Source organism: Cupriavidus phytohabitans, from assembly GCF_000426345.1.
In the GTDB taxonomy this organism is placed as follows: Bacteria; Pseudomonadota; Gammaproteobacteria; order Burkholderiales; family Burkholderiaceae; genus Cupriavidus.
This window is the reverse complement of record NZ_AUFE01000033.1, coordinates 43,657-65,616: the sequence shown is the minus strand read 5'-3', so window position 1 is coordinate 65,616 and position 21,960 is coordinate 43,657. Positions and strand designations below refer to the sequence as shown.

Here is a 21,960-nt window from a genome sequence, read left to right as displayed (position 1 = left end):
GATCTGGTTTTGGCGTTGAAATGCCGGCTCGTTGGGCCGGCATTTTGCTTTGCGCATTATCCCCTCGCCGGGGCCGTCGGCTGCGCGGCGTTCTCCGATTTCGGCACACTCTGCTGTGGTGCCTTCGGCTTGACTGATTTGGGCTTTGCACCGACCAGTTCGAGCACGTTGTCACTCGCGATAATCTTCACGGGGTCGGTCGCCTTCCATTGGCTCCTCGGAATCAGCAGTTTCCACACCGCGTCCTTGCCAGAGTCACGGAAGAGCGCGACGACACCGATGTACTGCGCGTCTTCGTTCATCGGCTCACTGATGCTTGCTGTGGCGTCCGGCCTCAGCACGACATCCCTGGTGGCAAGCAAGTCGGCTTTCAGCAGTTCGAGGTCATTGGCCTGAAGCTGGTCGTAACCGAATTGCTCGAATGCCTGCGGCGTCTTCAGCTGATAGATCCGCACCACGGTCGACAACGGTCGCCCGGCGCCGTTTGTATTCAACGACGACCGGCTGGTCAGGTCGATGTTCATGGCCTTGACCTGCGTCGTGAACACCCACTTCGCCGCAGCCGCTGTGCCGTCCTTGACGGCCTGACCCATGCCGCAGCCGGCTAAAAGGGTGAAGCCCAGCGCCGCGACGCGGCTTCGCATCTGCCACCTCATTGTCTTGATCCTCCTGCGTTTTCGTTTTCGTGTTGCCGTGTTCCATTGGGCGCCGCGTGGCCCGTCCAGGTGCCCAATTGCACGCGTGTGATCGCATCATCGGTATCCACCCTGGATTCCCCCGCGTCCTGCTTCAGTTGCGAGGTCAAGCCGAGGCTGACTTCGTTCGAATTCAACGCTGGCGGCGGCATCAATGAACGCCGCACATGCATTTCCAGGTGGGCATGCGCCACATAGCCGAGGTAGAAGCGCAGCAAGCCCATCACTTCCTGGTGGATGCGTTGCCCAGGCATCAGACCGAGTACCGATTCGCGCCGGCTCGGGGTGATCACCACGCGCACGGTGTTGGTGCGGTCATGGAAGCCGCGTCCGAGCACGCAGTTTTCCCCGAGTGGCTGTCGTTCACGCGTATCCAGACGCACCCAGACAGGATGGAATTCCGTGGCCGTGATCGTGGCATCCGGTACCGCATGCTGCAGCACGCCCGTAAGGCCTTCGGCGGTACGCGTACGCTGGCTGGCGAGCCCTAGCATCGACAAGAGCTTGCGGACCGGCACCGATCGTTCGACCGGCGACTGGCCGATGCCGAGTCCCAGCAGGCTAAGCAGATAGCGCGAAACCTTGTCCTCGCCGCTGTTGCGGAAGCCCACCGGATAGCGGTACTTGCGCCCCACGCGGTAAAACTGCGTTGTGATCCGATGGTGGAACAGGTCCAGGAACGCGGCCAGCGGCTCGGCCCCGTCGCGGCGCTGGGCAATCTCGTCCACAAAGTAGGACGGCATGCGCGCATCGACGCCGTAGAGCCCCAGGAAAGTCGTCCGAAGCACCGGCGGCAAGCCTGGCTGATCTGCATCCCGCTCGACGCCATCGATCTCCCGCCCCGGAAACCCGAGTTGCCCGGACGAACGGAACCGTACCGGCTCGTCCGCGGGCGAATCGGTGGTGCCTAGCGGCGCGCGTTCCGGTGCCGCCAGCTCGATCAGCTCGCACAGCCGGAAGACATTCATTCGCGGCGCCTCGGCAAGCAGGGCGGGCAGCAGCTTGCCGGTGCCTTGGGTGGCGGTGTCGGACCGGCTCAAAACGGGGCTCCCTCACCCTTGCTATCGGGCCATTCCAGGCGCTTGCCGCTTGGCTGCGAGACGATGACCAGCCGGGTATACAGGTTCAGGGTGGCATAGAGTGCCAGGAAGCGGTTCAGCACCTCGCCGAACAACTCGACATCGCCCTCTCCGGCAAAGCGGATGCTGTCCAGGCTTACCTCGATTTCCACGCCGCGCTGCAAGCCGCCCCTCACCAGCTTCTGCAGGGGCCGGTGACGGACATCGGTAATGGCATCGATCCGGCGCCGGTTCAGTTCGCCGTCGGTCCAGTCGTAGAGTGCCAGGCTGCCACGCAGGACCTCGGCGTCGAGCAGGGACAGGTAATTTGGCGCCAGATGTGACAGGACACGCCAATGGAAACGGTCACCGGTGGGTGGGTACACCGGCAAAGTCGGCGCCGTCAGGTTGCGCACGGTGCCGATATTGGTGAAGCCGCCGCGCATGCGGCTAATGCCGGCCTCACGCAGCCCTTTCCTCGGCAGCATGCCGTTGGTGCCGGTGACCGACAGCGACAGGGTCTCTTGCGGCAGCGTGTCCTGATGCTCCCAGGCATGGCCGCCCAGCACCAGCCAGGTATCGAAGCGTCCAGAGGGCCCCCGCCGCACGCGGGTGTGGAAGTAGCGCTCGGGCATTTCGTGGCGCAGCATCCCGCCCCGGTGCCGGAAGGCGGCAAAAGGTGCGTACTCGAAGCGCTAGCCGGTCGCCGCCTCGAATCCGCGCACGGTATCGACCGAGTAGGCCTCGACGTGCTGGCCATAGTGTTCCGTGGCCCGAACCCGATACTCGGTCTCATATTGCGTGACCGTGATGGGGTCAGCCTCCAGATCGAACAGGTTGATGATCGGCGTGCAGAAAAGCCGGATGTTCTCGGCCGAAAAACGCATGTCGTCCGGAACAGGCCTGGCGAGCACGACTTCGATATCGAAGTGCTGGACATCTGCCGGGATCGCCGCCATGTCCAGCCCGACCAGATCCACGAACATGAACTTCTCGGGGAACGCAAAGTACTCCAGCAATAGCTGGTAGCCGCCAAAGGCGGTGTCGGGCTTGGGCCATAGCCGCTCGCCGGCACCGAACCCAACCGGCTCCAGGCACAGGCCAGCCATGGCCTGCGGCGTGCCGGGCCGGTCGGGTGGGTAGCCTGGAATGCGCAACTGCATGGCCAGGGGTTGCGCGGTGAGCGCCGCATAGAGCGACAACGCTACGGGGCGGTCCGCATGAAGATAGAGCCGCAGGCGTGGCACCTCCAGCTGTTCGCGACGCGCCTGGGCCTGCACCGCCAGTCGCAGGCGAATGACGGAACGGCCGTCCTCGCGCGCGTAGGCGCCAGCGTCGGTCAGGCTCAGTGGGTACAGATCGACCGGCTGGGTCGTCCGGTACACGCACTCGACGCTGCCGTCAGCTCCATGTTGGCCGCCCAGTGCAACCGGATCGGAAACGGCCTCCAGCCCCGCTGGCAGCGTCTCATGGCATTGCAGCACGCCAGCGCTCGGAATCATCTCAAGGACCGACAGCGACGGGATCATGCGCAGGTAGTGCGGCCACAGCATGCTGACGAGTCCTTCCGTCAGTTCGGGCAACTCGTCGTCGAGCTTGTGGCGCAGCCGCCCCATCAGGAAGGCAAAGCCCTCGAACAGGCGTTCGACGTGGGGATCGCGTTCGCCGATGCGGTCGATGTTGAGCATCCGCGCGCGATCGGGAAAGGCCTGGGCGAACTCCTTGCCGGCCTCGCGCAGGTAGCGCATCTCCGCCTCGTAGTAGCGCAGGATTTCGTTGTCTTGGGTGGGATGATCCATGGAATTGGGAGTTAGCTTGCCTTTCAGGCCATGGCGACGGCTCGGGCCGGGTCAATGGCGGTCAACTCTCCCACCAGGGTGTCGATACGTTGCACCATGGCGGGCTTGTCGGCGTCCTTGCGCGTCATGCGGGCCTTCAGCAGGCGCACCAGGTGTTGCTTCGCCTCGAAGGCGAGGGAGGGCTCCCAGACGGCCAGCTCATAGCGCTGGACGGCCAGGTCAAGGGCAGACAGCAGGTGCAGGGCCGTGTCGGCGCGGTCGGCCCGCTCCGCGACACGCGCCATCACCAGTTGCCGAACAAAGCGGCTGCGCTCGCCGTCCGGCACGGGCAGGCCTTGCAGCCAGGCGAACGCGGCGTCAAGGCTCTCCTGCGCGGCGAGGTCTGCTGCCTGGGCCTCCGTTTCCGCCCAGTCGGTGCTGCCGGCGGAGGCAGCCGAGACCGGCACCACAGGCTCGCCACGCTCGATGTCGCGCACGGTGGCGTGGCGGGCGATCCATTCCAGCGTGGCGTCATCCGCGAATGGCGTGCCATCGGCAAAGGCGAGCTGATCCACGCCGGGCAGGCGCTCCAGCATCAATGCGCAATCCGTTGCCAGCAGGTCGCGCACGCGCGCGTACTGGCCGCCAGCCTGGTCCTGCGCGGTGAACGCGTAGTACTGCAGATCCAGCCAGAAATGATTGGCGCCCTCGGCGAAAGCCTGCTCCACGCGGTCTAGCAACTCCGGCCACTGCTTCTGCAGTGCCAGGCGTTTGAGCTGGGCACGCAGTTCGGCGCGAGGCGCCACCAGGCGCGTCTTGCCGCTGGCTTCGTGCGGCGGAACCTCGGTCAGCGTATCCCAGCGCACACAGCGCATCAGCCTGTAGGCAGCGAGATAGCCCTCGGGCTGTTCCCGAAGGAACTGCGCCATTTGGCGGGCCCGGTCCAGCAGATCCCGCGTGGACGCCACTTCGCCGGTTGCCAATGCAGCAGATGGCTGGGATGGCCGCGGAGGCTCACCAGGCTCGCCGCCATCAGCCGCCATTGGCGATTCGACCCGGCCTTCGAATCGGCGGAACAAGGCGTCCAGCGCCGGGCGCGTGGCTTCCGGCCACTGCGCGGTATGTTCGAGGATCAGCGCCAACGCCGAGAGGGTTCGCTCCAGATGGGCGCCAGAGAGGCCGTGCACGCGCTCAAGCCGGTCTGCGAAGGTCGCGCCGGCCAGCCATTCGAGCGCGGCCTTGCGGCTTTCCGTGCGGGTGGGCAGCAACTGTTCGCCAAAGCGGTCGATCAGCGCGGACAGCATCTCGAAGCCAGCGGCCACACCTTCGGCGCCATCACGGCGCATGCGTCCGTAGACGTAGTAGACGGCCAGGCGAACATCCTTGGCGCTGACCTTGAGCAGCTGCTCCGCCGATTCGATGATCAAGGTCTCGTTGATGTCCGACAGCTTGGCGACCTCTTCCTTGATGGCGAGAAAGTCGTCGTCGTAGCCGGGGTCGTCTCCAACCGGGGCATCGGGGCGGATCGGCTGCAGCCATGGCTCCCAGCGCGCCTGCGTGGAGCGTGCAAGATCCGTGGGCGCGCGCGAGCCAAACAGCGCATTGAGGAGATGGTTGAACATGGTGGTCTTCTATTTGCGCGAAACGGGCGCCAGGCGGGTTGCCGGTTCCTTGCCCGTGAAGATCCGCGAGGGGAGCACAAATCCGCGCAGCCCCAGCAACTCCAGCGGACCCTGGCCAACTTCGGTGCGCAGTTGGTAGCTGATCGGGTACGTCATCTCGACTGGCGCGGATGCCTTCGCACCGCGGGCGTTCAGGCTGTCGGAATTGGCGAGGTTGGAGGCATCTCCTTCGGAAGCAGTCTCGCCTCTGGTCGATTTCCGCTCCCTCGTGTCGGGGCTTGCCTGCCAGGTCAGCTGGAACGTGGCGCTGTCGACCGGCACGATGCGCGCACGCTCGAGCATGCGCACCAGACCCCAGCGTCCGATGAATTCATAGTTCTTGCTGGTGCCTGCCTTATCCGTCTGCCATTGCAGGCAGGTGCCAGGATCCTGCAGGTTGTTGACCGGCCAGATCATGGACTGCCAGGACTCGCGCTGGTTGAAGTAGTGCAGCTTCTGGTTGTCCACGGTCAGCAGCGTGTCAGTCAGCCCAGGAGTGGGAATCGGCCTGAGTTCGAATCGGTATGAAGGCTCACCCTGCGCCAGCAGGTGGGCGGCAATACGCTGCAGGCTGTTGATCGCCTGGAGGAAGGCCGGATCAAAGGTCAAGGCCTGTGCGCCGTTTGCCGACGGCACCCATTGGTCGCCCTGGAGTTCGAGCACGCCGGCAAGGTTCGTTGCCAGGAAGGCGCTGATCAAGCCGCTCTGTGGCCGCAGGAAGCGCGCCAGTTCCGGCAGCGAGGCGTCATTGGCGGTATCGGCAAACGGATAGCGTCCGGCAAACGATCTGCCCCATGCCATGGCAATGCTCTCGCGCCAGGCCTCGTTCAGGCTCGCCTGGGCCGGAACCAACACCGTCTGGGTTGCTTGCGCAATGGGGCGCACGAACAGCGTCTCGCCCATGCCCGCCCACTGCGTGCCCAGGCTGGCCGCGATCAACTGCGCATAGGCCTGGGTGTCGGCCAACTCCGAGCCCTTGCCCTGGAAGAGTGCCTGCGCCATCTGCCGTGCCTGGGCATCGCCATCGCCGCTGCTGCTAATCTGCTGCAGGCGCAACCGCAGGGCCGTGGCCCGGTCCAGGAAGCGCTGCAGGCTCAGGTCGCCATTGCCTCCCGGTTGCCCCTGGCCGGCCTGGCCGACCAGCCGCAGCACCGGACCGAACGCCACGCCGAGCGGACCGGCCGGATCGGTCCTGGCGACTTCCGGCGTCTCGGTCTTCTTGCCGATCAAGTCCCTGGCCTTGTTCACCAGTGTGTCGGACAGGGAATCCTTGCGGGCACCGGCGCCGCCCTGGTACTCGAGTGACTTCATCAGCGCGATCACCGGCGACTGCCTGGCATCGGCCATCAGCTTGAGCTGGTCGACCGCGGCGGGCAGCGTCGGCGCGGGCTCCCATTGGGCGCTGTTCATGAACTGCTGCCAGTGCTCGGCGTATTCGGCAAAGTACTGCTCGGTCAAGGCGGACTGGAGATCCTTGCCGGAACCTTTATCGGCCGCTAACGGCGATGGCTTGCCGCCTGCCAGCACCCAGTCGCTGGCGACCTGCTTGCGCTTGGCGGCTTCCTCGATGGCCGCCGCCACGTAGCCCTCATAGGCCTGGCGGGTGAAGACGCCGGGCACGATGGCCGAAGCTCGCAGCAGCCCGCGCGGGTCCGTGCCGGCCGTCAGCGAGGCCAGCGTCTGGTCGGGGTACTTGCTGCCGGCACCGTCGAGGATGCCCTGATAAACCGTGTCCTGCGCGTTGCGTTCCCCGATTACCTCCACCAGCGTCTGACGCGCCCCCGCGATCAGCTCCGGGCGCGGCTCGATGCGCCAGGCCGGGTTGGCCTTCAGGTGTTCGGCGTAGAACTTGAACAGCCGCTCGGCCATGTCCTGCTTCTCGCCGGGCGTGATCCGCGCGTCGGTCGGCCAGTGCTGCGCCAACTGCTGCGCAAGGAACGGAGCGTCCGCGCGCTCGGGTTGGGCGAGCATGAGATAAGCCTTCAGGGTGTTGTGCCCCGCCAGCGCCCACTTGCTGGCTTCCTCGCTGATTCCGCCGGCTTGCAGTTGAGACAGGTCGACCAGCGCGGCTTCCAGGTCCTGAGCCGCAGGCGCGACCAGGATGTCGCGGCTGGCCTTGGCATAAGGTTTCCACAAGGCGGCCAGCACATCGGCATCGTGGTTCAGGCCGAAGCGCGTGGACAGCGGTGCGTGGTGCAGGACGCGGTACTCATAGCGTTGGATCTGCTGCTGCAGGGTATCGAGGGCCTTCAGCTGCACGGCGGCATTGGGGGCCGACTGGATGTCCCGCACCGCTTGTTGGGCCATACGGATGTCACGCCCATTCTGCAGACCCGATACCAGCATGCCTGCGATCCACAGGCCAAGGGCGACCAGCGCCAGACCAGCGCTGAGGGTTAGCGGATGCCATCCAGTCCCTCGTCCAGGCTGACGTTGTGCCGCTTGCCCCAGGTATTGCCAGAGCGGCAAGTCGGCGCCTTGGCTGGCAGGCCCATTGGCTTGTATCGGCGCAGCACAGGGGGCAAAGGCGATACCACGGATAGGCAGCCGTCGATGTGCGTCACCTGCCAGAACGGCCAACCAATCAGCCAGCGCCTTGCCCCGGCTGTCCAGCCGTTGGGAAAGTTTGCCTAGATAGCGTTCTGCGCCATTCTGGGGCAGTTGCGCCAGACTGCGGTGCGATAGCTGATACCGCAGGTCTTGCAGCGCACCCTCTATTGCAGTAGCGCTGGCTTGCCGAGGCACCTCGCAAGCAATGATTGGCGCATCCCAGGCGGATGGCGAGCTGGTCGGTCCAACTTCGAGCAAGTAAATGGGGGCGGACCAGCGCAAAGCCTCAGTGATCCGCGCCAGACGGGTCGCGACGGCTCTTGGGCCATGGTGCTCCCTGGGTGGCACTGTCTGCTCTCCCTGCATTAGCACAATCGCTTCGATTGGGCGACGGCGCCGCAGCCTGTACAGTTGCTTGAGCCAGGAAGCGTCCGGCTGACCGTCATTGCTGCACTTGCTCGACAGTAGGACCGCATCCGCGGTCACCAGCCAACCTTGTTCATTGATTTCAGGCACCAGTCGGGCAATGGCGTCGTCGTCGCCTATCAACAGGAGCCAGGGCAGACGGTACCGCCAGCGCAGGCCGTGCCGACGTTGCAACTCGAAACGTAGCGTGTCAAAGTCATTGCGTGAGTGCTGTGCAGCGGGGGGCGCTAGCAGGCTTGCCTGCGTGGTGCCAGCTAGCTCAGGCTCACGCTGACGTAGCCACATACTCAGCGCGCGCGCCGCATCCCACCAACGGCCCACGCGATCGAATGAAAAAATCACCGCAAGAACAAGGGTGCCGATAGCCAGCAAGGATAGCCAGAGACTCCGTGCGTCTGGAGTCTTGATGCCAAGCCAGTCCCCCCATATCACGATAGCGCCAGCGATCATCAGGGCTAGCACAAGGAGGGAAAGCAAATCTATCCGCAGCTTCTTCATGGCACTTAGACTTCAAATAGCAATCGGCGTCTCGCATGAATTGCGGCAGCAGCAACCATGGGATTCCACCTCCGTCAATCAAATGTCCATATAGGAGGTGTGCTGTGTGGGGACCAGGCGAGGGCTTGGGTGACACCGGCAGACACACAGGTCATCGCTTAACGCCGCTTCCCGCCCGTCAGGCCCCTGCATCGACAGGCGAGGCCCGGTACAAACAATTCTGCCCATCGTCTTGCAGACCGGACACCAAACGGGGTCACCTTCATAGGCCTGCTCTCGCCCAGCCAGAAGATCGCTCCCATCCCCTCCAGCGACAACGCCGCCGGCCGTGGTCAGATCCCCTTTCGTGATGTCGTAACGTCGTGCCATAGATCGCTCCTTGTTTTCCGTACGTCCCGCCGAGCAGCTTGCCGGAAATCTCCAGGTTCAATTGATGCAGTTCGCTTAGACTGGATCTCTTTCTACCCACCGCACAACCGCAACATCCGCGCCGTCAGGTAGGCCCGCAAAGACAATTTGACTTTGCATTGAAGCGGACGGCGCCTCAGCGGCGCAGGCAATTGCAAGCCACGGCGCAGCAGTGGCTGCATGCCCAACGGTCTGGTCAAGGTCCGTTGACTGCGTGTTCAGCCCCAGTCGTACTGCAGCCTCGCACAAGACACCAGTCTGCACCGGACCTAGCCCGGTCTGCCAACTGGCGGCAATCTCCGCTGCAGTGACTGCTCCCCATGCCAAGGCATGCGGCAAGGCACCGTTCGACTGGTCCAGCGGACCCCGTACCGGGCGAGACACGGTTGCCTCATGCACCACAGCATGCTGGCGCGCCAATTCGCCTGGCATGAGAAGGAGAGCAACGCCAGCTTCTGCCGCGCCAACGGGCGGTGTATCGCTCAGTAACGGATACAAGTGAATGGCGACAATAAGCTTTGCTTCGAGCATGCTGCCGCTAGCAACCCGATCGAGCCAGTTGTCGAGCGTAGCAAGACCGGCAGGCTCGGTTTGTTCCAGGATGCGCATCTTTCGCTGGTGCCGTTCCCGCCAGCATTCCTGCCAGAGCGCCATATATTCATGGCGAGTCAGGCGCCCGGACACCCACAGGCAAACACCAAGATTGATCCTCGAGGGTATCAGTCGGATGCGATTGGCGAGGTCGTCAAGTAGCTGCTCATACAACCACCGTGTCAGCTGGCGATGACGGGCGTCGTCGGCCTCCTTTCCGCCAGGCCGAAGCTTCACGCCAGGTACGGTCAGCCAGCGTGCCTTGATGGGATTGCCATCGCTGGCGATGGGCTCCTGAGTGGCGAGCCTCACGGCGCCGGTCTGAACAGCGGTGGCATTATTTTCCTTTCGGTCCGACGAGAATCGAAAGGCCGTGCCGACTATGGCGAGCGGGCGTGCCGCTATGGCATGGACGCGCTCGTTGTACTTTCGGATCGCCTCATTGCCCATCAGAACATCGAGTCTGCGGCCTTCGCAAATGCTGTATCTGCGCAGTACTATCCACGCAGGAATCCCTACGGGAAAGAGGATAAGGCTGGCCCAGAATTTCCACGTGTGGGTCGACAATTGTCTCGGCCAGAGCAAAACAATTGCCAATGCGACTCCCAGGGCCGTGACGACGAAAAAGGCCATCCAGACCGGTCGCGATGGCGGATCGTCGGGTTCTGGTTCCTCTTTCGGCAGAAGCGAGAAATCAACAGCCATGCCGTGCCCCGATCAGATAGGCCTCTCTCTGGTGAGCCGAAGGAAAGACTTCCTCGCACAGGTAGCGCATGGCTGCCTCGACGGACAGGGCGGGTGGCGCCGCGAAAGAGGGGCGCCAGGTCAGGATAGCGACCGGCGCAACTGCAAGTGCCTGTAGTACGCTGCGGCGTGACAGGTTCTTCATACCGACCCCGGACGCAGGCGAATGGAGTCCACCACGGCATCCCACAATTCCAGCGCCTCTTCATCGCTGGCAAAGGATTCCTTGTTGGTGAGGTAAGCGCTTTCGCTAACTCGCAGGGACACATTCAGATTGGGCTCTCCGAGCGATTCCGTCTTACCCGGCGCCTCCCACTTGAAGCCATAGGTCCGCTTGCCATCCTGCGTACCCGCCACAAGGATTTCATCGGCTTCGATCGGTCCGACCGGGCGTGCACGGTTGCGCAACTGACTGACGCCCGCAACTGCTCCCAGCAATCCGGCCAGAACGCCGCCAGCGCGTTCGCGCAGTCCGGGTTCCACCTTGTATTGAGTGTACGAAGTAATCCGGAACGAAACATCGGGTTTGCCTGCCAACTGGATTAACATGCTCCAGCTTTCCAGATTGAGATCTTTATCCACCAGGATTGCGTTATTCGCAACATAGCCAATACCTGCCGGCACTCGCCCAGGTTGAATCTCATTCCACTCGCGCGACATATCGTTGCGAACGGACAATGCGGATTGCTTTCTATCGGGATCAACATCTCCCGAGTACTTCAATGCGCTTGAACCCACCATGAAATAAGTGTCAAATCGGTACAGAATGTTCCCCGTGGGCCGGTTCCATGAGATCAGCGTCACAGAATTGTTGGCATGCGGCACTCGCTCAATGAACATACTACCGTGACTAATATGTTTGGTTGCGCGCAGCGCTTGCTCCTCTTGAGCAAGTAAGTTGCCGAGTTCGGACTGGCTCTTGATGGCAGGTAACGGTTCGAGTTTCACCTTGTTGTACGCGTATGTCTCAATCGTCTTCGCGTCCCCTGGCAGGTCCACGAGGTGGCGACCGATGGCACGCGTTCTCCATCCTTCTTTCATGCTGACTCCTTCTTGTTCTCGTGCCAATTGGCCTGTTTGGCGATCTTGATGATGGCGTACATCGTGGCGTAAAGCGCACGCTCGTCCCCATAGCTGCCCTGGTGTTCATAGCCGAACGCTGTGTTGTGCTGACCAGGATTGCCTTGTCCATGCGCAAAGCATATTGCAATACCTGCTTTACCTGGCGCCGCACCGGAGTAGCTGGGTACTGTGCCGTCACCAGGGCAATCGGGCTTGCCAACCGTCAGGTGAATGCCGCCCGATGTCCGCAATGTCCCGTTGCCATCATCAGCAACAATGGCAAGCTTGTCTGGGCTGATGGATCCAACTCCCTGTCCTTCCCAGGCGACCTCGCCCCAAGAGTTTCGGTCCTTTGCTGCCCCCAGCCCCGTATTGAGCAGTCCGCCGGTCGGGCCATTGGGATCGCGCATTCCTTGCGCACCGTAGTGAGCGTAGGTCGGATCTTTGTACCGCTGTTCGATAGATTGATGGAACTCCCGGACGCGAGCCACTGTGTCATTCAGTGTCGTTCGAGGTGAACCATCATCGGGCTTGATATCGACCGACTGGGTTTTTGGTTTCTGTCCTCCCGGATTCATCAGCCCTAGGTTTGCGTCCGGCACCAAGCCATACCACTCGGGCGAGAGATAGATTTCGCTGTATGGATCTTTGTTGCTAGGCAGTGCGTCCACTATGTCGACGCCCGTCCCTTTGTCACGCACCCGTAACCAAGGCTTCCCATCGTTGTAGTCGGCAGTTGGCAACAACTCCAGTGCGCCTGGCGCCTGCGAGACGATGGCAACAACGTCAGCAGCATTGCGCCCCAGGAATAGCTGCTCCACACTCTCGAAGCCAGAACGCATACGCTTGTACGTGGCTGGCGCCCCTGTGGCTGGCTGTACGCCGTGCGAGACGCCCATCACCTTGTCGCACTGATGAATCTCGGTTAGTGCCCGACTGACCATCCCGCCCATGGAGTGGGTGATCACAATTACCTTCTCCGCCATCGCACGAAGCGGCTTCCTGCGCCGGATGCTGCATTGATCGTTGCCTTCGCCATCAGGCGTATCCTTGACGATCACCGACTTGCCCTCGTTGTAGTAGGGCAGGATCGTTTTCTCGATCAGATCCTTGATGGCCGCGCCGGAGTCCCGGTTGCTCTCCAGCCAGTTGTAGCCGCCCGCCCAGACGTCGAACTGATAGTTGGCGGCGTGGAGGATCTCCTCGCGGGTCAGCGCCTCGCCAGCTTCGGCTCCCCATTTAGTGGGCGCATCCTCCCCAAACTCCTCTGCCCAGTTCTTCAGGTTGGCCTTGCAAATTTCGAAGTCATACTCGGCCAGCGAGTTCAGTGAATGTTGCAGCTTGCCCATGAAGGGATGGTAAGAGGAACGCATCAATGCGCCCCAACCGCGGGCGATCAGCACATTCTTCGGTAAGCCGCTCTTACCCGCATCGATGGGTCCGCTTGGGTCGACTTCGACGGTGCTCGTCACCAGATCGGCAGCTCGGTCTTTCGTATTCTTGAATACGTAGCTAAACAGCTGGCAAATGAGGTCTGCCGCTCCCCGCAGGTCTAAGTTGGGCGGTTGCCATGCGATATCCTTCCCCTCTTTCTTCCGGAGATTGGTTCCCATGATGCCGGGCAGAAAGAGGATGGGGATCACGTAGGGCTTCGCCAATACAATCTTTTCGCGCTGATCTTCTGTCGGCGTGAGAACCGTTTGGACATATTGATCGCCGTCCTTGTCGACGACGCTGTGGTAGAGAACGTGGCTTGTTTCGGCCATGGCATGGTTTGGAAGTGAGGTGATTCGCGTTAATCCAGCAGCCTGATCGTGAAGGGCTCGACAAACAGACTCTTCTGCGGCGGAATCTTTCCTGCCGAATCCGTAGTCATCTTGAGCCGGGTGCCATCTCCCCGCAGGATTTCGACACGTGCATGGGGAAGCGGCTCTCCGGTTGAAGGATTGCGTATCACGTAGGCGTCATTGAAGTTCGCGTGCTTCCATGTGTTCATCTCTTGTGCCAGGGAGCTTGGGCCCTGGCGTGCGAATGACGCGGACTTGATCGTTCGATCACCGCGGGTCCCGTCCTCGATACCCGTCGACGACATGCGAAGATATGAACCACCGCACTTGAACAGCAGCTCATCCTTGGCCTCGATGACAACGCGCCCGTTTGCACTGCTGATTGTCATCTTCTTGTCAGCCAGCAACCGCATTTCATCGCTCTGGGCCTGAATGTCGACCGGGCCTCTTGCGGCAAAGAGCTTGATGCCGAGTTTCTGGGCGAACATGGATACCAGATCGCCTGCCGCGACCGTGAATCGTTTAAGTACGCTGAAATCGGCATGCCCATGAGACGTGGCGATCAGGTTCTCAGCCGCGCTCATTTGCAGGTCGGAGCCGGATGCGAGTGCCATGCCGGCAGGGGCGCTGACGAGTATCCCAGCCTTCTTGAGCCCGATCAGGGTATCGTTAAGCAGCGTCCGCTGCCTGTCGTAGTCCGCTGCGATCGCTTGCGCCGCCTTGGCGGCCGAAGCCAACGATTCGCTTTGCTGGAGCGCTTGCTCCAACAGGCTTTGCGCGGCCTGCATGTCGAGTTGCTGGCCGCTGGCATTCGGCTGATCATCCGCCGAAATGAGGATGCCCTTGCCGCCACGCATCGCGCCATGGCCGGACGTCCGCAACTCGAACCCCTCACCACGCTTCTGCTTCTTGCTATCGACGAGGTAACCCAGGTTAAGCTGGGTCTTGCCGCCGTAGTCGGTGGACAGCTTGATACCTTCCTGCCCCTCCCAGTCCTCCATGCGCAGCTTGTTGTTCGCCTGCGTGCGGATCACGTTGCGGGAGATCCAGCGGTCCTGGCTGGTGATATGGTCGGTTTGCTGGCTGTTGTGGTGGGCGTGCGCGATATACGGCTTGTTCGGGTTGCCGTCGGTGAAGGCAATTGCCACCTCGGTGCCATCGAGCAGCGGGAAGTGGAAGCCGGTCTGCAGGCCGCCCGCGAACGGCTTGGCCAGGCGCAGCGGCACGCTCTCGCCCCCGGAGGGCCAATCGTCGAAGTCGAGGTCGAAGCGAACCGCGTAATGCCCGTCCTGCGTCAGGTAGGCATACTTGTAACGGCTCGGCGAGGTGACCCGGGCACTGAGCGTGCCGGCGATGCGCGGCCAGTTCTCTTCATCCAGCGGCAGGCGAAAGCGCCGATCCGAGGGGATCGCCTTGTAGGCGTTACGGTAGGCCGCATCGCGCGCGCCGCTGTGCGTGACCTCGGTGATGACCTGGCCGTTGGGCGCATCGGGCAAGGCCAGGTCCAGGCGCAGGATGCGCGCCGGGCGCAGCGCCAGTACGTTGCCCTCGCCTTCGTAGACGACTTGCCCGGCAATCGCCGCCTCATGGCGTAGTTGGGCCTCCCACCTGGCGCTGTCCTGGTCCAGATGGTGCGTGCCGTAGACATACGCCTGGCCGTAGGTCGTCCGGTCCTTGCGTGCGATGTTCGCTTCTGCCTTGAAGCGCTCATAGGCCTGCGCCGGGTTGCGGTCCGCGGCCAGAACGGACCCGGCTACCGTCTTCGCAATAGTCTTGATGGCGAAGACGGCCTCGACCCCCGATTCCAGCCCGGCCGTCTCCTGATACGGCGGCCGAAGTTCCGGCTGGTAGAGGTAGTGGTCGATATCGTCCGCCACCACCCAGGTTTCACCGAACTTCCCTGGCACGAAGTAGCTGTACAAACCTTCCTGCTCCATCAGCAGGCGGATGTAGTCCCAGTCGGACATCTGGTACTGGAGGCGGAACTTGTGCTGCGGGTACTGGCGGCGCGTCTTGAAGGCGAACTGGTGCCCCTTCAGGTCATGCCGGCGCAGGATGGCCTCGATGATCTGCGGCGCGGTCTTGTGCTGGTAGACGCGGCTGGCATGGGTGAGGCGCAAGCGCGCGACAAGAGGCTCCACGACTATTTCATAGGCGCAGAAGTCGCGGGTCTGTTTGGTCTTGGAGAAGCGGGTAATGCAGCCGGCAAACCGGCGAGGCTCGCCGCCGTCGGCGGGATCGATCACGAACGCCGCGTCGCGCCCAAGATAGTCGGCGCGATCCAGTTCCAAGGGATGCGTCAACTGCACGGTCACCACGTAGGGTTCGCCCAGGCATTCCGTGGCCTCGAACGACACAACCGACAGCCCGGCAGCGCTCGCTGCGGTGGGCACTTCCAGGAAGTATGACTGCCGCCCGGCCATGTTTCTGGCCAGCGCGCCACCGATTGCCTTCAGTTCATTCACCACACCAGCCATTGACTTTGCTCCGTTCTCAGCGTGATCGAACTCTCTGCATAGGCCACGGCATAAGAGCGAGGCCCACATCCAACATCCCTGCGCGCCGCACGTTACGCCGTCTTAACTAGGGCGGAAACACCCAATTCGTCGTGTTTGCAACGAATTTGAACTAATTCATAAAAATCAGATTTCTCCTAAAGACGCGCACAAGGCAGTGCTGATAGATATACCGGCAGGTCTCCGTTACCGAACTGCAGAACACAGGTGTTGGCATGACCTAAGGATTGTTTAAGGCGGATATAAAAGGAAATTGAACAATGGCTGAGAGCTTTCAGAACGAAGTGCCCAAGGCACGGGTCAACATCAAGCTGGATCTGCATACCGGCGGCGCGCAGAAGAAGGTTGAGCTTCCGCTCAAGCTGCTGGTAATGGGTGACTACAGCAATGGTCAGGACACGCGCGCCCTTGCCGAGCGCGAGAAGGTGTCGATCAGCAAGAACAACTTCAACTCGGTCCTTGCCGACTTCAATCCGAAGGCCCGGATTGCCGTCGAGAACACCTTGGCAGGTGACGGCTCGGAGTTGCCGGTCGACCTGGACTTCAAGTCCATGGACGACTTCAAGCCGGAAGTGGTGGCAGGCCGCGTACCCGAGTTGCGGGCCTTGATGGCCGCCCGCAACCTGCTGCGCGACCTCAAGTCGAACCTGCTCGATAACGCGATGTTCCGCCGCGAACTGGAAAAGATCCTCAGGGATCCGTCGCTCTCGGAGCGCTTGCGCGCCGATCTGCAGAAGATTGGCGAAAACACCCCGTCTGCCCAGTAACGAGTTTCCAGAGGATTGAATCCCATGACCAAGCAAGACATCGTGGCACGCACTCACAGTGAGGCGGAGACCGTTGTGCTGGACGCAACCGGCAAGAGCGTCTACGAATCCCTGTGCGAGAAGATCAACCTGACCCCGGTCAGGAACGCACGTCCGGTGGAATCTTTCCAGAGCGCCGACGCGCTCTCCGATTCGTCGCTGGATGAGCGTGTCGCGCAGGCGATGAATGTGTTTCTGAAGATGATTCAGGATTCATCGCAGCAGGTGGACCGGCTCGACAAGAGCCTGCTGGATTTCCATATCGCCCATCTGGATGCGCAGATCAGCCGCCAGCTCGATGCGATCATGCACCACGAAACGTTCCAGCAGATCGAGTCGGCCTGGCGCGGGCTGAAGTTCCTGGTCGACCGCACGGACTTCCGCAAGAACGTCAAGATCGAGGTGCTGGATGTCTCCAAGGAGGCGCTGCGCCAGGATTTCGAGGACACGCCGGAAGTGATCCAGAGCGGTCTGTACCTGCATACCTATATCCAGGAATACGACACTCCAGGCGGCGAGCCGATCGGTTCCATCGTCTCCAATTACGCCTTCGACCGCAGCGCCCAGGATATTGCCCTGCTGCGCAATATCTCGAAGGTGTCGGCGGCGGCCCACATGCCGTTCATCGCCTCTGTGTCGCCGAAGTTCTTCGGCAAGGACTCGATGGAGGAAGTCGCCAGCATCCGCGACATTGGCAACTACTTCGATCGCGCCGAGTATCTGAAGTGGAAAAGCTTCCGCGATTCGGACGATGCCCGTTATATCGGCCTGACGCTGCCGCGCTTCCTCGCACGCTTGCCCTATGGGCCCGAAACGGTGCCGGTCCGCGCCTTCAATTACACCGAGGCCGTCAAGGGTCCCGACCACAACCGCTATCTGTGGGCCAACGCCTCTTTCGCCTTTGCCGCGAACATGGTGCAAAGCTTTATCAAGAACGGCTGGTGCGTGCAGATCCGTGGGCCGCAGGCTGGTGGCCTGGTAGAGGACCTGCCGATCCACCTCTATGACCTGGGCACGGGCAACCAGGCAAAGATTCCGACCGAGGTGCTGATCCCCGAAACGCGCGAATTTGAGTTCGCCAATCTGGGCTTTATCCCGCTGTCGTACTACAAGAACCATGATTTCGCCTGCTTCTTCTCGGCTCACTCGGCCCAGAAGCCGGCGCTCTATGACACCAGCGAGGCCACAGCCAACAGCCGCGTCAATGCACGCCTGCCGTACATCTTCCTGCTGTCGCGCATTGCACACTACCTGAAGCTGATCCAGCGCGAGAACATCGGCACTACCAAGGACAGGCGCCTGCTTGAGCTCGAGCTGAACACCTGGGTCAAGACGCTGGTGACCGAAATGACCGATCCGGGCGACGAGCTGCAGGCTTCCCACCCGTTGCGCGAGGCCAAGGTGACGGTCGAGGATATCGAGGACAACCCGGGCTTTTTCCGCGTCAAGCTCTTTATCGTGCCGCACTTCCAGATCGAGGGCATGGACATCAATCTGTCGCTGGTGTCGCAGATGCCAAAAGCAAAGAACTGAGCGAACTGAACCAGGTCGCCAGCACCGGCTGGATTGCCGCATGGAGGGAGAACCTCCATGCGGTGTGCATATTCGTCTCAGCAACGATGACGCGCCTATACCGCGCGGCTCTCGATCACCATGAAGATAACAAGACCGCTGTGGGCACAGGGTATTTTCATGACCCCGCAGCACTTCCAGCAGCAAGTCCTGTGGGAACGCCATACTGACGAGCTGGTCGCGCGCATCGCGTGCCCGGAGCCATGGGGGGCTATTCGTGTCGCGCTCGACCCGCAGGCGCTGTCGATCCACCGCCTGGCCGTCAGCGCCTTGACTGTCCGGCTGCCCGACGGAACGATCATCGACACGGAAACGGCGGACCGCACGCCGGCCGCTCGCGATCTGGCCGATGTGCCAGCCGGTGTGGATGCGGCAGTTGTGCTGATCGGCTTGCCGCTGCTGGACGCCCAGGGCGGCAACTGCATCGAGGACGGCGCACGGCCCGCCCGGCCACGGCGCTTCGTGCGCGAATACCTTTCCGTGGCGGACCTGCATGGCGAGGGCAGGGAAGAGATCAGCGTCGAGCGTCACGCGCTGGCGTTGCTTTTCGACTTCGAAGCGCACGGCGACTATGTGACCTGCCCGATTGGCCGGCTGGTCCGCACGCCGCAAGGGCGCTTCGAACTTGACCCGGTGTTCGTGCCGCCGTGCCTGTTCATGTCGGCAAGCGGGCGGCTCACCGAACGCATGAAGCGGCTCTCGGAAATCCTTGCCGCCAAGAGCGCGAGCCTGGCCGTGCGCCGACGGGAGCGTTCGGACCAGATCGCCGACTTCGCCGTAGCGGATGTGGCGCTCTTCTGGTTGTTGCACAGCGTGAACAGTAGCTGGCCGGAACTGGCGCGGCTGTGCGCCGCGCCGCGGCAGCACCCCGAACGGCTCTACGGTGTGCTCGCCCGCCTGGCTGGGGCGCTCCTGACCTTTTCGACCACCGAGACGCTTCAGGCCATTCCCCCGTACGACCACCGTGCGCCCGAGCCCGTGTTCGCGGAACTGGAGTCGCTCATCCGAACGCTGCTCGACACGGTGATCCCGTCGCGTGTCGTGCCTGTAGCGCTGGAGCGCGTACGGCCCACGGTCTGGGTCGGCAAGATCCTCGACGAGCGGCTGGTGGAAGGCGCCGAGTACTACCTGTCCGTCCAGACGGCCCTTCCCGCCCATGCGCTGCTTGAACAGTTGCCGCGCCTGTGCAAGGCAGGGGCACCGGACGAGGTCGAACAGATCGTCAACTCGGCGCTGCCGGGCATTCCCTTGCACACCATGTCGCGCCTGCCCGCGGCGATTCCCGTGCGGATCGAGAACCAGTACTTTGCGCTGGACAGTGCGCATCCGGCCTTCCAGCGCATGCTGGCCGCGCGCGCTTGCCAGTTCTACGTCCCGGCCTCCGTGCCGGACGTATCGCTTGAACTCTTTGCGGTATTGCCGGCATGACCACGCTTACTACCATTTTGCCGCTCGCCCTGCGCGACACGGCTCTGACCGTCACGGAACTCGCTGGCGAAGCCAGGACTGAGACCTTTGGCAAGTTCCGGGACAAGTGCCTTGAGCATTTGAACCGCCTGCGCGAAGAGTTCCGCGCGGCCGGGCATGCGCCGGCCGTGGTCGAGGATGCGGCCTACGCGCAATGTGCATTGCTGGACGAGGTCGCCCTGCGCTGCCTGCCGGAGGAGGATCGCGACGCCTGGGAACGCGAGCCCTTGCAGGTCAAGGAGTTCCAGAGCCATAACGCCGGCGAGGAACTGATTGCTCGCATCGAGCGCCGTCTGGCCGAGCCCCAGCCGGTGTTGCCCCTGCTGGCCGTCTTCTACGCCGTGTTGGGGCTTGGCTTCCAAGGCAGGTTCGCGCTGGAAGGCACCGGCGCGCGCGAGGCGCTGATGCGCGCCATTGACGAGCGCCTGGAGCGGGGCGGCGTGCACAAGAGCACGGGGCCGGTGATCGTCACCAGCGGGCAGCCACGCGGATGGCGAGGACTGTCGCCACTGGCCTGGGTGGGCACCACCCTGGTCGGTGCGGCTCTGATCTACTTTGCGCTGGGCCGGTGGCTGGCCGCGTCGATCGCCCAGCTCGGTGGCTGAAAGGGTATTCGTGACCGGCTATCCGTATCGCACGCTTTTCGGCTGGGTCGCGGCGCTCGCGCTCGCCTGGCTGGCCCTCAGCTCTCCGTGGACGAGGGCCTGGAACCTGCTGCTGGCAGGGATCGTCATCGTGCTGGCACTTGCAGCCAGCATTGTGGCGACGCGACGTGTGCATGCCCGCTGCCGGGCTTCGCGCGCCGTCCTGGAGGCCATCCACGCGTCGCTGGATGCGCTGCCGGGAGATATTCGCCGCAATACCCGGCTGGTGCTCGCCGTGGGCGAGGGTACACCAGCACTTGTGTTTGGCGAGCGACTGGTCCGAATCTCCGACAGCGCGATCTGGGTGCGCGTAGACGAGCCGACCAGGCTGGCCTACGTGGCCGATGAAATCAAGCGCTGGCGCGAGGGCCAAGGGCCCGACGCCATCGCGTGCCTGGTTGGCGCGGATCAGGCATGCGATTCCGCTACGCTCAGTACCGGACTCAGGTATTGGCGCACGGCCATCGGCGAGGCCAGCCGTGCCGTTGGCTATCCGCTGCCGGTCTGCATTGCGGTCTACGTGGAAGAAGCCGGGGGACCGCCCGACGAGTGCCCGTGGTTTGGCGTCTCTGGCGCAAGTGTGCAACTGGGCGAAGCGCTGTGCGACCAGCTGGCCGATCGCCTCGCGCAGTATCCCCGGGTTGCCGTGCCGGCTGACCGCCCCGCGCGCATGCGGCGCGCCGCCCGACTCGATGCGCTTGCCAGATGGGCGTCTGGCGCCTTGCTGCCGGCATTGCGGGAGGAGGGGCTGGACCCGGGGAGAAGCGGCCCTCCGGTTCACGTGGCGGCGTTCGGCGTGACGGCCGTGAATGGCGTCCCGGCTTCCAATTCGCTCTATGCCGGTTTCGTGACGCAACTCACCGGATTGGCGGCAGCCTTGCAGGAGAGGAGGAGGGTGTCCTACCCCTTGCCGGATCCCCTGATCCGTGGCCTTGCGCGGCAGCCGGTGCGGCGCGCCTTGCCGCGCGCGCTGGCGCATGCCTTTGCCTGGCTGGCTCTGGCCTTCTGTGCGGCCGCAGCCGCTTCGGCCTGGCAGAACCGTGCGCTGGTAGCACGCGTCATCAACGACATGGCCCGCTATCGCGCCATCGGCGCGGAGCATGACGCCGCGCGTGTCGATGCATTGCAGGCCCTCAAGCGCGATCGGGATGAACTCGAGCAGCACCAGCGCGCTGGCGTGCCACCGCGGCTCGGGCTGGGCTTCTATCGGGGAGCCGGTCTGCTTCCTCCCCTCAACGCCCTGATCGCTGCCTACCAGCCGCCGGCACCGCCGCCGTCGACCATCGAACTGAACAGCCTGTCGCTATTCAAGAGTGGCAGCGCGGTGCTCAATCCCGGCTCCAACCGTGTGTTGGTCGACGCGCTGGAGATGATCAAGGCCCACCCGGACAAGCGCGTGCTGGTGGCCGGACATACGGATACCGTTGGCAGCCCGCAAGCCAACGTCAAACTGTCCGAGTCCCGTGCAGCCTCAGTACGCGACTGGCTGGCTGACGCCTCAGGCCTGCCGCTCACTCATTTTGCGATCCAGGGCTATGGCGACACCCGTCCCAAGGCGCCCAACGACACGGATGCCGGTCGCGCGGTCAACCGCCGTGTCGAAATCACCCTTGTTCCCGACTGCCGCGACGATCGCCGCGGCAGTCAGGCAATCCCGGGCCACCCGGCCTGTTCATTCCAGTAGAAGGAGTAAGAAG

At 62.9% G+C, this 21,960-nt stretch carries 14 protein-coding genes and 1 pseudogene; 5 read left to right on the top strand and 10 right to left on the bottom strand.

What is annotated here, in order from left to right; genetic code table 11:
* Positions 1–56: 56 nt before the first annotated feature.
* The 10 genes and pseudogenes from tssJ to K309_RS0121940 form a co-directional block, all read right to left on the bottom strand.
* Complete coding sequence (tssJ, locus tag K309_RS37040) at positions 57–644, bottom strand: type VI secretion system lipoprotein TssJ (RefSeq protein ID WP_232232450.1); 588 nt, start codon at positions 642–644, stop codon at positions 57–59.
* Between the two features lie 8 nt (positions 645–652).
* Positions 653–1,663, bottom strand: a complete 1,011-nt coding sequence (gene tssG / locus K309_RS37035; RefSeq protein WP_084402494.1) for a type VI secretion system baseplate subunit TssG — start codon at positions 1,661–1,663, stop codon at positions 653–655.
* Between the two features lie 68 nt (positions 1,664–1,731).
* Positions 1,732–3,552 (bottom strand): annotated as a pseudogene (gene tssF, locus K309_RS37030) (type VI secretion system baseplate subunit TssF).
* A 23-nt stretch (positions 3,553–3,575) separates the two neighbouring features.
* Positions 3,576–5,153 carry a type VI secretion system protein TssA gene (gene tssA, locus K309_RS0121965; RefSeq protein WP_029048430.1) on the bottom strand — a complete coding sequence of 526 codons (1,578 nt, stop codon included), beginning with the start codon at positions 5,151–5,153 and terminating at the stop codon, positions 3,576–3,578.
* Positions 5,154–5,162: 9 nt separating this feature from the next.
* Positions 5,163–8,666: an ImcF-related family protein gene (locus tag K309_RS0121960; RefSeq protein ID WP_029048429.1), complete on the bottom strand. Its 3,504-nt coding sequence runs from the start codon at positions 8,664–8,666 to the stop codon at positions 5,163–5,165.
* A gap of 78 nt (positions 8,667–8,744) precedes the next feature.
* Positions 8,745–9,035: a PAAR domain-containing protein gene (locus K309_RS40125; protein WP_084402491.1), complete on the bottom strand. Its 291-nt coding sequence runs from the start codon at positions 9,033–9,035 to the stop codon at positions 8,745–8,747.
* 75 nt (positions 9,036–9,110) lie between these two features.
* Complete coding sequence (locus tag K309_RS0121955) at positions 9,111–10,370, bottom strand: KPHS_23130 family T6SS system protein (protein ID WP_156914417.1); 1,260 nt, start codon at positions 10,368–10,370, stop codon at positions 9,111–9,113.
* A 180-nt stretch (positions 10,371–10,550) separates the two neighbouring features.
* The gene (locus K309_RS42510) at positions 10,551–11,450 is read right to left on the bottom strand and encodes a T6SS immunity protein Tli4 family protein (RefSeq protein ID WP_029048427.1); all 900 of its coding nucleotides are present in this window, start codon (positions 11,448–11,450) and stop codon (positions 10,551–10,553) included.
* The gene (locus K309_RS0121945) at positions 11,447–13,237 is read right to left on the bottom strand and encodes a lipase family protein (RefSeq protein WP_029048426.1); all 1,791 of its coding nucleotides are present in this window, start codon (positions 13,235–13,237) and stop codon (positions 11,447–11,449) included. The genes K309_RS42510 and K309_RS0121945 overlap by 4 nt, the downstream gene beginning before the upstream one ends.
* 29 nt (positions 13,238–13,266) lie before the next feature.
* The gene (locus K309_RS0121940; protein ID WP_029048425.1) at positions 13,267–15,735 is read right to left on the bottom strand and encodes a type VI secretion system Vgr family protein; all 2,469 of its coding nucleotides are present in this window, start codon (positions 15,733–15,735) and stop codon (positions 13,267–13,269) included.
* Positions 15,736–16,034: 299 nt separating this feature from the next.
* Between K309_RS0121940 and tssB the strand changes: the two genes are divergently transcribed.
* From tssB to K309_RS0121915, 5 genes are all read left to right on the top strand, one after another.
* Complete coding sequence (tssB, locus tag K309_RS0121935) at positions 16,035–16,541, top strand: type VI secretion system contractile sheath small subunit (RefSeq protein WP_029048424.1); 507 nt, start codon at positions 16,035–16,037, stop codon at positions 16,539–16,541.
* A gap of 24 nt (positions 16,542–16,565) precedes the next feature.
* Positions 16,566–18,113 carry a type VI secretion system contractile sheath large subunit gene (tssC, locus tag K309_RS0121930; protein ID WP_029048423.1) on the top strand — a complete coding sequence of 516 codons (1,548 nt, stop codon included), beginning with the start codon at positions 16,566–16,568 and terminating at the stop codon, positions 18,111–18,113.
* Positions 18,114–18,233: 120 nt separating this feature from the next.
* On the top strand, positions 18,234–19,580 hold the full coding sequence (tssK, locus tag K309_RS0121925) for a type VI secretion system baseplate subunit TssK (RefSeq protein WP_084402490.1): 1,347 nt from the start codon (positions 18,234–18,236) through the stop codon (positions 19,578–19,580).
* Positions 19,577–20,224, top strand: a complete 648-nt coding sequence (locus tag K309_RS0121920) for a DotU/TssL family secretion system protein (RefSeq protein WP_029048421.1) — start codon at positions 19,577–19,579, stop codon at positions 20,222–20,224. The genes tssK and K309_RS0121920 overlap by 4 nt, the downstream gene beginning before the upstream one ends.
* A gap of 10 nt (positions 20,225–20,234) precedes the next feature.
* A complete protein-coding gene (locus K309_RS0121915) occupies positions 20,235–21,947 on the top strand; it encodes an OmpA family protein (RefSeq protein WP_029048420.1) in 1,713 nt (570 codons plus the stop codon).
* Positions 21,948–21,960: the final 13 nt, after the last annotated feature.